Annotated in this window: 14 protein-coding genes; 13 read left to right on the top strand and 1 reads right to left on the bottom strand. The window is 66.6% G+C overall.

Annotation, left to right across the window (positions count from 1 at the left end; genetic code table 11):
* The first annotated feature begins 26 nt into the window (after positions 1–26).
* From ACIBG5_RS42125 to ACIBG5_RS42095, 7 genes are all read left to right on the top strand, one after another.
* The gene (locus tag ACIBG5_RS42125; RefSeq protein WP_396397718.1) at positions 27–539 is read left to right on the top strand and encodes a MarR family winged helix-turn-helix transcriptional regulator; all 513 of its coding nucleotides are present in this window, start codon (positions 27–29) and stop codon (positions 537–539) included.
* Between the two features lie 1209 nt (positions 540–1748).
* On the top strand, positions 1749–2744 hold the full coding sequence (locus ACIBG5_RS42120) for an NADP-dependent oxidoreductase (RefSeq protein WP_396397717.1): 996 nt from the start codon (positions 1749–1751) through the stop codon (positions 2742–2744).
* 42 nt (positions 2745–2786) lie between these two features.
* Positions 2787–3653 carry an alpha/beta fold hydrolase gene (locus ACIBG5_RS42115; RefSeq protein WP_396397716.1) on the top strand — a complete coding sequence of 289 codons (867 nt, stop codon included), beginning with the start codon at positions 2787–2789 and terminating at the stop codon, positions 3651–3653.
* Between the two features lie 38 nt (positions 3654–3691).
* Positions 3692–4498, top strand: coding sequence for a hypothetical protein (locus ACIBG5_RS42110; protein ID WP_396397715.1), 807 nt, complete (start codon positions 3692–3694; stop codon positions 4496–4498).
* A 49-nt stretch (positions 4499–4547) separates the two neighbouring features.
* Positions 4548–5282, top strand: coding sequence for an SDR family oxidoreductase (locus ACIBG5_RS42105; protein WP_396397714.1), 735 nt, complete (start codon positions 4548–4550; stop codon positions 5280–5282).
* 56 nt (positions 5283–5338) lie between these two features.
* The gene (locus ACIBG5_RS42100) at positions 5339–5941 is read left to right on the top strand and encodes a TetR/AcrR family transcriptional regulator (RefSeq protein WP_396397713.1); all 603 of its coding nucleotides are present in this window, start codon (positions 5339–5341) and stop codon (positions 5939–5941) included.
* Between the two features lie 250 nt (positions 5942–6191).
* Positions 6192–6737, top strand: coding sequence for a hypothetical protein (locus ACIBG5_RS42095; RefSeq protein WP_396397712.1), 546 nt, complete (start codon positions 6192–6194; stop codon positions 6735–6737).
* Here the strand turns inward: ACIBG5_RS42095 and ACIBG5_RS42090 are convergent.
* A complete protein-coding gene (locus tag ACIBG5_RS42090) occupies positions 6723–7598 on the bottom strand; it encodes an AraC family transcriptional regulator (protein ID WP_396397711.1) in 876 nt (291 codons plus the stop codon). The two genes, ACIBG5_RS42095 and ACIBG5_RS42090, sit on opposite strands and share 15 nt — an antisense overlap.
* A gap of 103 nt (positions 7599–7701) precedes the next feature.
* Between ACIBG5_RS42090 and ACIBG5_RS42085 the strand changes: the two genes are divergently transcribed.
* The 6 genes from ACIBG5_RS42085 to ACIBG5_RS42060 are packed head-to-tail and all read left to right on the top strand — an operon-like array spanning position 7702 to position 13239.
* Positions 7702–8475, top strand: coding sequence for a phytanoyl-CoA dioxygenase family protein (locus ACIBG5_RS42085; protein ID WP_396397710.1), 774 nt, complete (start codon positions 7702–7704; stop codon positions 8473–8475).
* A complete protein-coding gene (locus ACIBG5_RS42080) occupies positions 8469–9050 on the top strand; it encodes an SGNH/GDSL hydrolase family protein (protein WP_396397709.1) in 582 nt (193 codons plus the stop codon). The genes ACIBG5_RS42085 and ACIBG5_RS42080 overlap by 7 nt, the downstream gene beginning before the upstream one ends.
* A complete protein-coding gene (locus ACIBG5_RS42075) occupies positions 9047–10267 on the top strand; it encodes an MGH1-like glycoside hydrolase domain-containing protein (protein WP_396397708.1) in 1221 nt (406 codons plus the stop codon). The genes ACIBG5_RS42080 and ACIBG5_RS42075 overlap by 4 nt, the downstream gene beginning before the upstream one ends.
* Positions 10264–11508 carry an ABC transporter substrate-binding protein gene (locus ACIBG5_RS42070; RefSeq protein WP_396397707.1) on the top strand — a complete coding sequence of 415 codons (1245 nt, stop codon included), beginning with the start codon at positions 10264–10266 and terminating at the stop codon, positions 11506–11508. The genes ACIBG5_RS42075 and ACIBG5_RS42070 overlap by 4 nt, the downstream gene beginning before the upstream one ends.
* A gap of 4 nt (positions 11509–11512) precedes the next feature.
* Positions 11513–12409 (top strand): carbohydrate ABC transporter permease, encoded by an 897-nt coding sequence (locus tag ACIBG5_RS42065; protein ID WP_396397706.1) that lies wholly within the window; start codon positions 11513–11515, stop codon positions 12407–12409.
* Positions 12406–13239 carry a carbohydrate ABC transporter permease gene (locus ACIBG5_RS42060; RefSeq protein WP_396397705.1) on the top strand — a complete coding sequence of 278 codons (834 nt, stop codon included), beginning with the start codon at positions 12406–12408 and terminating at the stop codon, positions 13237–13239. The genes ACIBG5_RS42065 and ACIBG5_RS42060 overlap by 4 nt, the downstream gene beginning before the upstream one ends.
* The last annotated feature ends 6 nt before the right edge of the window (positions 13240–13245 follow it).

Raw genomic sequence — 13245 nt, 5'->3', positions numbered from 1 at the left:
TGCCGACAACCATCTATGCTGGAGATGTGACGAAGAACCCATCGCCGCGGCGCAGCCCCCGGCAGGCGCGCCGATCAGCCGCCGAGGAGGGCTGGGCCGAGCTGGCCGACCTGGCGCTGATCATCAGCCGCGAGATCCAGTACCGCGGCTACACCGACACGCGGGCTGTGGGGCTGACCCAGTCCGAGGGGATGGTGATGCGTTACCTGCTCGAGGGTGAACCCGCCGCCCCCAGCCAGATCGCTGCCGCGACGGGGCTCCAGCGCACCAACCTCTCAACAACGCTGCGCGGCCTGGAGCACAAGGGCCTGATCCAGCGGCGGGCCAACCCGTCCGACGGCCGCGGAGTCACCGTCAGCCGCACCGAACGCGGCCGTGTCAACCATGTCACGGTGAGGCACGAGTGGGCGACCGCCGTTGGCGAAGCTGCCGGCGGTGACGACACGCACCTCGACGCTGCCCTCGCGCTGCTCACCAGAATCAGGGACGGCCTGGTCAAGGCCCGCCCCCAATCCCCCTCCCGCCATCCACCTGCCTAGGCAGCATTCGGGCGTGACTTCGGCGAGCGCCAGCCCTGTTTGTCGGCTGCAAATCAAGGGGAACGCGGGGGCGTGTCGGCTTCATCGGTCTTGCGGCGCATCGAACTTGGCGTCCATCTGAGCGTCCAACTCTTTGTGCCACTGAGCGTGCAGAAAGAGATCGGTCACCTGCGCCGCACATCGCCCGCACGTGCCCGGGATGATCTTGGCCCTCGTCTTCGGGTTCGCTCGCTCACTCGATCTCTCTTGCGAACAGGGCGGTTCGGCTCCGCCGGTCGGGTCCATGCGGAACCACATCTTCTACGTCCGGAACGCGCCCGCGCCGCGCCGACTCCGGCCGTCTGAAACCCCATAACACTCAGCTGCTGCTGGCCGAAGCGGATCGCCTCACGGCGTAGTCACCGGATCGTGCAGCAGTCCGAACCTTCGGTCCCTGGATCATCGTCGGATTGGCATCCGAAGAGCACGCCGTAAGGGGCCGCCCATGAGCAACCATCATCCAAGGTCAATCACGGCACCGGGTGATGATCGGCGCGCGGTTCGTATTGTTGGAACCAGGGACCACCCATCTGACAAGGGAAATACTCCTTTGACGTCGTCTCAGGTCTGGTTCTGGGAGACGTTCGTTGGCGATCTCGAGTCACTGGACGCCGTCCCGAACAAAGTCATTCGTGATGCTGCGCCGGTCTTGGGTCGGTGGTCGCAGCTGTGTCGATAGACGAGTTCGATCACTGTCGTGCCGCTGTGGCCGAACGACGTCCGACCGGAACGAGGGGCTCAATCCAAGGTCCAGCGCTTGCTGCGGCCACTCGGACCGTCGCAGGAACTCCGCCTGAAGATGTCTGCACCATCTGGTCTGGTTCCGAGCGGAACTCGATCTGCCGCCGCAATTGATCATGGCCAATGATCGCGACACGCCGCGGGAGAGACGCCCGGATCGCGGCAGCCAGCCCTGCCCGATAGCCCCTCCTCCACCGGAACACCGCGCGGCTCGTTCCGCAGCGCTTCCTCTGACCGTCGGCTCAGCGCTGTAGCGACTGTCCGGATCGCGGTCGCCGACCCGAGGCCGGGGCGTACCCGCGCAGCGGTCCAAGCGGAGTCCGCCTCTCATGACGGCTTCCTTGACAAGTTAACTGAGTAAGCTCATTATTGAGGCAACTCAGATTGACTGATCCAGGACAAGTCATCGGAACGAGGAGGGAAGTCTTCATGCGGGCGTTCGTCGTCAAGCAGTACAAGGGGCCGTTACAGCAAGCGGATGTCACCGAGCCTGTGGTCGGAGAGCACGACGTGCTCGTACAGGTTCAGGCTGCCGGGCTCAACATGCTCGACGAGAAGATCCGGGCGGGCGAGTTCAAGCAGGTCCTCCGGTACAAGTTGCCGCAGATCCTCGGCAACGACGTCGCCGGAACGGTGATCGGCGTCGGCGCGAAGGTGCAGGGATTCAGGCTCGGCGACGAGGTGTATGCCCGGCCCGACAAGGACCGCATCGGAACATTCGCGGAGCGCATCGCGGTCGCCGAGGCCGACCTGGCGCTCAAGCCGGCATCGATCAGCCTCGAGGAAGCGGCCTCGCTACCGCTGGTGGCCTTGACCGCATGGCAGGCACTCGTCGAGCGGGGCAACCTGCAGCCGGGGCAACGGGTCCTCATCCACGGTGGCGCCGGCGGAGTCGGAACGATTGCGGTCCAGCTCGCCAAGCACCTCGGGGCCACGGTCGCCACCACGGTCAGCACTGGCAACGTCGACTTCGTGCGCGAGCTCGGTGCGGATCTCGTCATCGACTACCGCAGCCAGGACTTCGAACAGCTCCTCGACGGGTACGACCTGGTGCTGGACAGCCTCGGCGGGAAGAACCTCGAGAAGTCGCTGCGCGTACTGCGCCCCGGCGGCAAGGCGATCGGGATCGCCGGGCCGCCCGACCCGGCGTTCGCCCGCGAGCTCGGCGCGAACCCGGTGCTCCGGCTGGTGATGACCGCCCTCAGCAGCCGCATCCGCCGCCAGGCCCGGCGCCTCGGCGTGAGGTACGAGTTCCTCTTCATGCGCGCCAATGGCGGCCAGCTTCGCGAGATCACTGGCCTCGTCGACAGCGGCGCGCTGCGTCCCGTCGTCGGACGGGTCTTCGACTTCGACCAGACCGTGCAGGCAGTGCAGGCACTGGAAACGGGAGGCATCCGCGGCAAGGCCGTCATCAGCAGGACCTGAACAAACCCATCTCAGCATGCTTCAACCAGGAAAGAGAACACCATGAGCACGAACAGGCACGCACAGGACGACGTCATCACTACCTACAAGGACGCGCCGGCCCGCACCGTCGAGGCCGGCGGCGTCACCTACGCTTACCGCGAGCTGGGACCGAAGGGCGGGATCCCCGTCGTCTTCTTCGTCCACCTCGCCGCGACCCTGGACAACTGGGACCCCCGCATCGTCGACCCCATCGCGAAGGGCCGTCACGTCATCACGTTCGACAACCGCGGTGTGGGTGCGTCCACGGGCCAAGTTCCGGACAGTGTCGAGGCGATGGCCGACGACGCCTACACCTTCGTCACGGCGCTCGGGTTCGACAAGATCGATGTCTTCTCCTTCTCTCTCGGCGGTTTCGTCGCCCAGGCGCTGATGGTGAAGCACCCCGAGCTCGTCGGCAAGCTCGTCCTCACCGGCACCGGGCCGAAGGGCGGCAAGGACATCGACAAGGTTGTCGGCACCACGTACTGGGACATGCTGCGCGCGGCCCTGACCAGGTCCGACCCCAAAGAGTTCCTGTTCTTCAACCGCAACGCCACCGGCAAGCCCGCCGCGCGCGCGTTTGTCAACCGGCTCAAGGAGCGCACCGTCGACCGCGACGCACCGATCAAAGTCAAGGCGTTCCAGACCCAACTGAAGGCGATCCAGAGGTGGGGGCGCTCCGCCCCCGACGACCTGTCGACGATCACCCAGCCCACCCTGATCGCCAACGGCGACAACGACCGCATGGTGCCCTCGATCCTCTCCGAGAACCTGCACCGACGCATCAAGAACAGTGAGCTGATCATCTACCCCGACTCCGGTCACGGCGGCATCTTCCAGTTCCACCAGAAGTTCGCCCCCATCGCGGTCGAGTTCCTCGCCCGATGACCACCCGAATACTTCAACCGCATCAGAAGGGCAACACCATGAGCACGTCACTGTCCGCCACGGCACTGGACGTCAAGAAGCACTTCACCTCCTCGATCCTGCTGTGGGTGCGCACCGACCAGCCCCGCCAGACCGGAATGGACCACTGGAAGGGCCCGCACTCAAAGATCATCTCCGCCACTCCGGGCTTGGAGGAGTACCGGCAGATTCACCTCGCCGAGCACAATCCGGGCCGCTGGCCGGTGACCGACGGGGTAGAGACCTCGATCCCCGTCGACCGGAAGATCGACGGCGTCGCGGAAGTCACCCTGCATTCGGCGCTCTCGCCCCTGCAAGGGCGCAAGCAAACGCAGCTGGCCTACCAGGACGAGATCAACGTGTTCCGCCGCACTCTGCTCTACACCGGCCCACCGAACTCGTCTCGCTGGTACGACGTCGCCGGCCCGGGAGAGACGGTCGGTCCCCGCGCCCTGATCTACCTCCGCCGCAGAGACGGGGCCGGCGCCGGTGAGTTCCGGAGGTTCATCAAGAGGCAGCTCGTTCCCGCACTCGCCGGCACCACATCGCTCAGGGAACTGCGCACGCAGACGTTCCTGCCCTGGATCGAAAAGCTGTGGGACACCCCGAACGTCGCACACGACAACCCCGACGACCAGCACTTCCACGCCTCCCTCATCCTCGGGTTCACCGACACCGCGGCACGGGACGCCTTCTTCACCAGCAACGTGATCGCGGAACTGTCCCACCAGCTGACGCCGCTTGCCTCCGCCATCCACGCGTACGACGTCACCGCCGCCCTCACCTACGTCAAGAACGGCGACATCCTGCCGCGCTACCAGCAATAGCGGCATCGCTCGCCCGCACGCGGCGATCCCACAACAGAAAGGACCCAACATGCCTTCCCTCAACGGAGCAGTTGTCCTGGTCACCGGGGCAAACGGCGGCATCGGAACCCACTTCGTTCACCAAGCTCTCGCGCGCGGCGCGGCGAAGGTCTACGCCACGGCCCGCACTCCTCGCCCGTGGGACGACGAGCGCATCGTCACCCTCACCCTCGACGTCACCGACGCCGCGTCCATCGCCGCGGCCGTGACCGCAGCGCCAGACGTGACGGCTCTCATCAACAACGCGGGCGCCAACCCGCCGAGCGCAAGCCTGCTCGAGGTGACCGAGGCGGACATCCGGGCAAACCTGGAGACCAACTTCTTCGGGCCTGTCCTCCTCGCCCGTGCGTTCGCGCCGATCCTCGCCGCCATGCCGCAGGCGGTTCTCGTGGACGTGCACTCGGTTGCGAGCTGGTATGGGTTCGGTGGCATCTACAGCGCCGCCAAGGCCGCGCTCTGGTCGGCCACCAACTCTCTGCGGCTTGAGCTCGCGCCCCACGGCGTCCATGTGATGGGAGTGCACATGGGGTACGTCGAGACCCGCATGGCAGCACACGCCGACGGGCCCAAGATGCAGCCGACGGAGCTCGTGACCAAGGTCTACGACGCCGTCGAGGCCGGTGAGTACGAGGTCATCGCCGATCAGCTGACCGCCCAGGTCAAGGCGGCTCTGAGCGGCCCGGTCGAGGCGCTCTATCCGGAACTCCGCGACACGAGGGCTCCTCTCGTCGCCGTGGAAGAATGAGCGCCGGCACATTAGAGCCCCCACAGCAGGAGCCATAGCAGAGAAGGACGGCAGTCATGCCACTCGACTCCCAACCAGTCGGACGGCGCGAGCGGAACAAGCAGCAGAAGCTCGACCGCATCACCGCCGCCGCCCAAGAGCTCTTCGCCGAGCGCGGTGTCGACGAGGTCACCACCCAGGAGATCGCCGACAAGGCCGACATCGGTGCGGGCACACTGTTCCTCTACGCCAAGACCAAGGGCGAACTCCTCCTGCTCGTGCAGAACTCCACCTACGCCGAAGCGCTCACGCAAGGCAGGTCGGCGGCCGAAAGCATCCCCGACCTGCTCGACGCGGTGATGGCGATCGTCCGCCCGGTCGTGGAGTGCAACCGCAAACAGGTCGACAACGGGCGGACCTACCTGCGGGAGATCGTCTTCGGCGACCCTCAGGAGCCCCACCACCGCGACGCGCTCGTCCTGACCGTGCAAACCGAGAAGGCGATCGCCGACGTGCTGCAGCGAGACGAGCGCTTCAACTCCGGCGACGCCGCGACACTCGCGCACATCGTCTCCGCGATCATGTTCGTCAGCATGGCCGCGACAATCAACATCGCCAAGCCCGTCGACGACATCGTGCAAGAGATCAGAGACCAAGTCCGGGTTCTGCTACCGAGCTAGTGCCCGCCGCCATCACGCGACCGGGTCGCTCGCCGTCGCGTGCTCCAGGACCCAGGCGAGGGCCCGTTCTGCCACGGCCCCCCAGTCGTCCGCCCTCCACAGGCCAACTTCTAGCTGCTCGCAGCAACTCCAACCGAAGGAACCGTGCTGCCGCAACATTTGCCTCCAGCAACCGCCGCCGGCCTTCCATCGACACGGCGACCTCGTAGTCGAGGTAATCGCCGGGGATGCGGCACTCAGTTTCGACCTGATGACCTGGGTAGACGGCGAGGTCCTGGTGCCCGGGCGGCTTCTCTCTGCCCCGGTGGGATGCCGACGGGATGTTGTGCCATCGGCATCGCCCTACCAACCCGAGTTCGGCATCGAAGAACTCTTGGATCGGCAGGATCTCGACCTGTACACCGAGATAGCAGACCGCAACCGGGCCGTCTTCACCACCCTCGACTCCGTTGGCGACTCCTTCGGCACCATCCAGGCCGACTACGACCTCGGGAGCTGCTTCATGCAACGGGCCGGCTCTCAATGGCGGGCCAGCGTCTTCGACTTCGACGACTGCGGCTGGGGCTACTTCCTCTACGACCTGTGCCCACTACTCGGCAACCGCAACGCGAATCATCGCCTGCTGACTGCACGCCACGACGTGTCTCCAACACCCACCCAAGACGCCACCTGGCGGATGAACCTGGCCCGCCAATGTCTTGACCCGCCCCACCGATCGGACCGTGTCATTGAGCGCACGGCTGAGTCGGCAGACCCCACCGGCGATCCCGGTCGGCGGGTATTAGCGGGTGTCTGAGGTTTCTGCTTGGCGGCCGTTGCCGGGTGGGCGCAGTCCTGAAACGGTCGAGACCATTCGGTAGTGACGCGGCGTCGCCTTGAAGCGCTCGTTGAACAGTCGGTAGAAGTGGCTGAGCGAGGGGAAGCCACAGTCGACGGCCACGGCCGCGATCGGGCGATCCGTCATCCGTAGCTGTGCTGCCGCCCGGTTCAGCCGGACCTGGTTGATCATTGCCGTCGCCGTCTGCCCCGTGGCTGCCTGGATGACGCGATTGACGTGCTCCCGGCTGCGGCCGGCGAGCCCCGCAAGTCCGGTGACGCCCTCGTTCAGGGCGACCGGGTCGTCGACGAAACGGCTGAGCGCCTCGGTCAGCCACAGCGGCACGCCGTCCCCAGCCGGGCGGCCGATCAGGTCGCACAGCAACTCGAGCAGGAACCGTTCCAGCTGTAGCCGGCCGGCGGGGCCGGACACCAGGACGGACGACAGCTCGGTGAGCCGCTGCAGCCGGACACTGTCGAGCCGATGTGTCGTCGGCAGGCCGCCCGCCGACCACGCCCAGTCCGCCGGGTCGAAGTACCTGGCCTCGAGTGCTCTGAGCGTCTCGCTCGGGAACGACACCGCCACCTGCGCGAACGAGCGGCCGGGCACGGGCCGGAACAGATGGACGTCGTCGGGCCGGATGAACACCACGTCGCCCGCCTCGAGCAGTTGGCGCGTGCCACCCACCACGTGCTGGAGCACGCCGTACTCGATCCAGGTCAGCTCCGCGAAGTCGTCGTGCGTGTGCAGCCGGCCGACGAACCGGACGGCCTCCGTACGGCGGCCGACGTAGTACGTCTCGCCGGCCGCGACGTAGTCCTCCAGGTGCAGCAGCGTCACGTCAGTGTCACCGGAGAGCAATTTTTGGTCCTTCGCCAGGAAGAAGCATCACTGTCGAGCATATAGCGTCAACCACGGGAACCGGCGGCGGAAGGAGATCGCGATGCGGACCGTGACCCGGGAGGTCACCCGGCAGTACGCCGCCGACGGCTACATGGTCTTCCGCGACGTGATCGATCCGGGCGTCGTGGAGGCGGCCAACGCGCACGTCGACTGGTTGCTCGCCCGGCACCCCGAGCTCACCCCGGAGCAGCTGGGACACCGGCTCGCCCGCGACGACCCGTTCTGGATCCGGCTCGTCTCCGACCACCGCCTGCTCGACGTCGCGCAACAGTTCGTCGGCCCGGACATCGCCTTGTTCGCCACGCACTACCTGTGCAAGCCGCCGAGGCGCGGCAAGGGCGTCGAGTGGCACCAGGACGGAGCGTTCTGGCCCCTCGAGCCGATGAACGTCGTGACTCTCTGGCTCGCCCTCACCGACTCCGATCCGGACAACGGGTGCCTGCGCGTCCTGCCGGGATCGCACCGCTGGGAGCTGGAGCAGATGAAGCAGTCCGATCCCGGCAGCGTTCTCCGCCACCGGATCGACGCCGACATCGACGAGAGCTCCGCGGTGGACCTGGTGATGCATGCCGGAGATGTCGAAGTGCACCATCCGAACATCGTGCACAGCTCGATGCCGAACCGGTCGGACCGGTGGCGCAGAGCTCTGACCATCCGCTACATCCCGACCAGCACACGGATCACCAGGCCGGACGAGGCGTCGCCGTTCCACCTGCGCGGCGAGTGCGTGCCGGGCGTCAACACCTACCTCGAGCCGCCTCCCTTTCGTTCGGGCGACCACTTCCCGACCGGCGAGGCGGGCCGCGGGTGCTGACTGCGTACGGTCACTCCTGGGTCTTCGGGACCGGGGCACGGCGGCACAGCGAGGGTTTCGTGCAACTGGCCGCGCGACAACTCGGACACCGACTGGACAACCAGGCCGAGAGCGGGAGCCTGAGCACGGAGACGGCCCGGCTCGTCGTCGCCCGGCCGCCCGGTCCCGCCGACGTCTACGTGCTGATGACCGGTTTCAACGACGCGCGGCTGCACGGTGCGGCTCCGGCCGGCCGGCGTCAGTACGAGGAATCACTGGAGGTCGTGTTGCACGCCCTGCACAAGGCGGACCCGCGGGCCGTGACACTGGCGATCGAGCAGCCCCACGTCCAGGACTACTCGGGTCATCCACCGTACGACCAGGCGACGGACGCGATCGTCGACGAGTACAACGCCACCCTGCGGACCACCGTCGCGCGCTTCCCCCCGGCGCGCGCGGTGGTCGTCGACGGCTGGGACGCCACGACAATGCTTGCCGACGACCACGTCCATCCGAACGATCGCGGACACAGCGTCCTGGCGCGATCACTGGTCCGGGCGATGACTTCTGCGGTGCGGAAGGACGATGCCCGATGACAGGCCAGGATCTCGAGCTCCAGGTCCGGCGGCTGCTGGACAGCCACTGGGACGACGCCCGCGGGTACTGCGTCCCCAACCCCACGACGTACCCGCATCTGTGGCTGTGGGACTCCTGCTTCCACGCGATCATCTGGGCCCACCTCGGTGACGATCGCGCACTTCGTGAGCTCGACGCCACGCTGGCCGGGCAACTGCCCAGCGGGCTCGTCCCGCACATGAAGTACGGCGGCCGGCGCCCCGATTCGTGGTTGGGTCCACTCGAGAACACCTCGTCACTCACTCAGCCGCCGATGTTCGGCCATGCGGCCAACGTCGTTGCCCGGCAGGGTTTCCACCCGTCGAAAGAGACGCTGGACCGCGCCAGACACGGACTCGATTGGCTGTGGCGTACCCGACGTACTGATGACGGCCTGATCTACGTGGTCCATCCCTGGGAAGCCGGCAACGACCACAGCCCTCGGTGGGACGACCACGGTGCCCCTGGGCGGACGCCGGACAACTACAGCCGCCCGGCCCGCACCGCCTGGAACCAGGAACGGGTCCACGACATCACCTTCGGCGACGACGGCAGCGCTCAGTGGTCCTCGACCTTCGTCGTTTGCCCGGCCGCGTTCAACGCCTACGTAGCCTTCAACCTGGCCGAACTGGCGGAGTTGCTCGGCGACCAGGAACTGGCCGACAGGGCCGCGCTGCTGAGCGAGACGATCGACAACCTCCTGTGGGATGAGGAGGAGCAGCTGTGGTCCGATCTTCCGGTTGTGGGAGGCGGCGCCACCGCCAGGGTGCCGACCAGCGACGGCGTGATGCCTGCCCTGGTCACCCAGGACCCGGCCAAGGCTCTCGCATCGCTGCGCCAGCTCGACAATCCCGACCGGTTCGGCGCGCCGTACGGGCCGGCGAACGTTGCCCGCACCCATCCGTCGTACGACCCGCAGACGTACTGGCGTGGACCCGCCTGGCCGCCGCTCAACTACCTGTTCTGGCTGGCGGCGCAGCGGTGGGAACTGGACGGCGCAGCGCACACGCTCGTGACCCGCTCCATCGGCGGTGCGCTGCACAGCGGGTGGGCCGAGTACTGGAACCCCGAGAACGGAACCGGTCTCGGTGCCGCGCCACAGACCTGGACCGGACTCGTGATCGCCCAGCGCGACCCTGCCATTCTTGCCCAAGGCATCGGTCGCGTGTCCCCCCACGAAGGAGTGACCCAACGATGAGAGCGCGAACGTTCATGGCGGGGCTGGCGACCGTGGTCGCCACGGCCCTGGTCGCCACCGCCTGCGGCGGCAAGTCGGACACCGGTGGCGCCACCACCGGCGAGCTCGGCTTCGCCCACAACAAGCCCTGGAACTTCGACGCCTTCTCCAAGGTCTCGAAGCAGGACATCGGCATCAGCCTGAAGAGCACGCAGTACTCCGGTGATCCGTACCGGGCCTTCATCCGGCAGTCCTTCCGGACCAAGGAGAGCCCAGGGCTGTTCACCTGGGAGGTCAGTACGGCGCTCGACGAGCTCGCGGAGCAGGGGGTCATCGCGGAGACGACGGACCTGTGGACGGAGGCCGTCGACAAGGGCTACGTGACCGATGCGGTGCGTCAGCTGTACACGGTGAACGGCAAGCAGTACTGCACGCCGATCAGCGTCGACGACTGGGTGATGTTCTACAACAAGTCGGTGTTCACGAAGTACAACCTCAAGGTTCCGACGACCTGGGACCAGCTGATGCAGGTCGCGGCGACCCTCAAGCAGCACGGGGTGACGCCGTTCTGGAACCAGACCAAGAACTTCTCGTTCGTGTGGTTCCAGACCCTGCTGGCCGGGACCGACCTGCAGCTGTACAACGACCTGTCGACCGGCAAGGCGAAGTACACCGACCCGCGGGTGGTCGCGGTGATGAACAGCTGGCTCGACCTGCAGAAGAAGGGGTACTTCAACGACCCCGGCCAGACCGACTTCGCCCGCGACCTGATGCGCGAGGGCAAGATCGCGATGGCGCCTGAAGGCACCTGGTTCACCGCCGACGCCGCCCTGGCCGGCATGACGATGGGCAAGGACGTCGACATGTTCGTCATCCCGGCGGTCAAGCCCGGTGCGGCCACGCCGATCGCGATCGAGACCGCACCGGTCTGCGTCGGCGAGAGCTCGAAGCAGAAGGCCCTGGGACTGAAGTTCTCCCAGTGGTGGATGTCGCCGCAGGGTCAGCAGCCGTGGGTGAAGCAGCAGGGCAACATGCCGTTCACCCCGGACGCCGAAGCGCCGACGCCGCAGATGACGACCCTGAAGACGACGCTTGCCGCGGGCAAGTACGAGTACTACAACCGGTACTTCGAGGCGACGCCGGTGCCGATCCGGACGGTTGCGCTGGAGCAGTTCAGTGCGTTCCTGACCAACCGCGGCGACCCGATGCAGTACCTGCAGGCGATCCAGGCCGCGGCCGACGAGTACTGGGCCGGGCGATAGCGGCGTGGCACGGTCGGGCGCGACGTCGTACCAGGGCCAGGCTCGGGGCTTCCTCCTCCCGAGCCTTGCCCTGGTGCTGCTGGTCTTCTATCTACCGGTCCTTTACACGTTCTACCTGAGCTTCACGAAGTACAACGGACTCGGTACGCCGGAATTCGTCGGCTGGCACAACTTCGCCGAGATGTTCTCGGACACCGCGTTCCTGGGTGCGGTCAGGAACACGGCGATCTGGGTCGTCGGCACACTCGTCCTCCCGGTCGGACTCGGCCTGCTCGTCGCGGTTCTGGCGTACGGGTTCCGGGGCAGTGGCTGGCTTCGCCTGCCGTTCCTGGTCCCGTACGCGCTGTCCGGTGTGGCCGTCGGCGTCATCTGGAGCTTCATGCTGGGGTCGGGCGGCGCGCTCACCCAGGCGCTGCAGTTCCTGAACCTGCCGGGCACCGAGCTGCGCTGGCTCCAGGACTCGCCGCTGAACACGATCGTCATGGTGATCGCCGCGTCCTGGCAGGGCGTCGGCGTCAACGCGCTGCTGTTCACCGTCGGCCTGCAGTCGATCCCGAAGGAGCCGCTGGAGGCGGCCAGGATCGACGGCGCGACCGGGTTGCGGCTGTTCAGCCACATCACTTGGCCGCTGCTCCGGCCGTCCACGACGGTGGTCGTGGGCCTGTCGATCGTCAACGGCCTGAAGACTTTCGACGTCGTCCAGGCGATGACCCAGGGTGGACCGGCGCGCTCGTCCGAAACGCTGGCCTTGACCATGTACCGCGACACCTTCGTGAACAGCGACTACGGACTGGGGTCGGCGGTGGCGATCTTCCTCAGCATCGTGACCGTCGGCGCCTCCATCATCTATCTGCGCAGGCAACTGAGCCTGAGCAGCAGCAGCCTCGGAGGTGGCAAGTGACGCCTTCACGCACCGGAATCATCATCCGCGTGACAGTCCTGTCACTGCTGGGCGCCCTGTGGCTCGTGCCGGTGTACCTGCTGCTGGCCAACGCCGGCAAGACGGTCCAGAACTACTCCGGTTCCACGTTGTGGCAACCCGGCTCACTCGGAGACCTGTGGGACAACCTCAGCCAGGTGGCAACGGGCACCGACATCCCTCGCGCGCTGGCGAACACGGCGATCTACAGCGTGGTGGCGCCGGCGATCGCCGTCATCCTGGGAGCGACCGTCGGCTTCGCCGTGATCGTTCTCAAGCTCCGTCACGGCTTCCTCTGGTTCTTCGTCATCTACTGCGGGTCGGTGTTCCCGCTGCAGATGCTGGTGATCCCGTTGTTCGACAGCTACTCCCGGCTCGGTCTGTACGACTCTCTGACCGGAATGGTGCTGATCTACTCCATCGTCTGCCTGCCGTTCTCGGCGTTCGTGATGCGCAACTTCTTCGCCGGCATCGCTGAATCCGTCTTCGAGGCAGCGGTCGTCGACGGCGCGAAGACCGTGCGGATCTTCACCAGGATCTACCTGCCGATGTCGTCCAGTGCGCTGGCCGTCGTCTTCATCCTGCAGGCGACCTGGGTGTGGAACGACCTCCTGCTCGGCCTCATCCTGACCCAGAGCGACACCACTCGCCCGGTCATGCCGGTGCTCACCGGGTTGCAGTCCACCGAAGGCGGCGGCGCCAGCTACACCGTGGTCCTGGCGGCCGCGATTCTCGTCTCGTTGCCGACGGCATTGTTGTTCCTGGTCTCGCAGCGTTACTTTGCCAAAGGCCTGGCGCTCGGCCAGTACTGATGGGGG

The sequence above is a fragment of the Kribbella sp. NPDC050241 genome, assembly GCF_044459685.1.
Lineage (GTDB): Bacteria > Actinomycetota > Actinomycetes > Propionibacteriales > Kribbellaceae > Kribbella.
The sequence above is the reverse complement of the archived record's forward strand: the minus strand, read 5'-3'. Positions and strand labels throughout refer to the sequence as shown.

Bases quoted from the DNA above. Each gene is read 5' to 3' on its own strand.
- ACIBG5_RS42120 (WP_396397717.1), top strand. From the start codon at position 1,749: ATGCGGGCGTTCGTCGTCAAGCAGTACAAGGGGCCGTTACAGCAAGCG.
- ACIBG5_RS42115 (WP_396397716.1), top strand. From the start codon at position 2,787: ATGAGCACGAACAGGCACGCACAGGACGACGTCATCACTACCTACAAG.
- ACIBG5_RS42110 (WP_396397715.1), top strand. From the start codon at position 3,692: ATGAGCACGTCACTGTCCGCCACGGCACTGGACGTCAAGAAGCACTTC.
- ACIBG5_RS42105 (WP_396397714.1), top strand. From the start codon at position 4,548: ATGCCTTCCCTCAACGGAGCAGTTGTCCTGGTCACCGGGGCAAACGGC.
- ACIBG5_RS42100 (WP_396397713.1), top strand. From the start codon at position 5,339: ATGCCACTCGACTCCCAACCAGTCGGACGGCGCGAGCGGAACAAGCAG.
- ACIBG5_RS42095 (WP_396397712.1), top strand. From the start codon at position 6,192: ATGACCTGGGTAGACGGCGAGGTCCTGGTGCCCGGGCGGCTTCTCTCT.
- ACIBG5_RS42085 (WP_396397710.1), top strand. From the start codon at position 7,702: ATGCGGACCGTGACCCGGGAGGTCACCCGGCAGTACGCCGCCGACGGC.
- ACIBG5_RS42075 (WP_396397708.1), top strand. From the start codon at position 9,047: ATGACAGGCCAGGATCTCGAGCTCCAGGTCCGGCGGCTGCTGGACAGC.
- ACIBG5_RS42070 (WP_396397707.1), top strand. From the start codon at position 10,264: ATGAGAGCGCGAACGTTCATGGCGGGGCTGGCGACCGTGGTCGCCACG.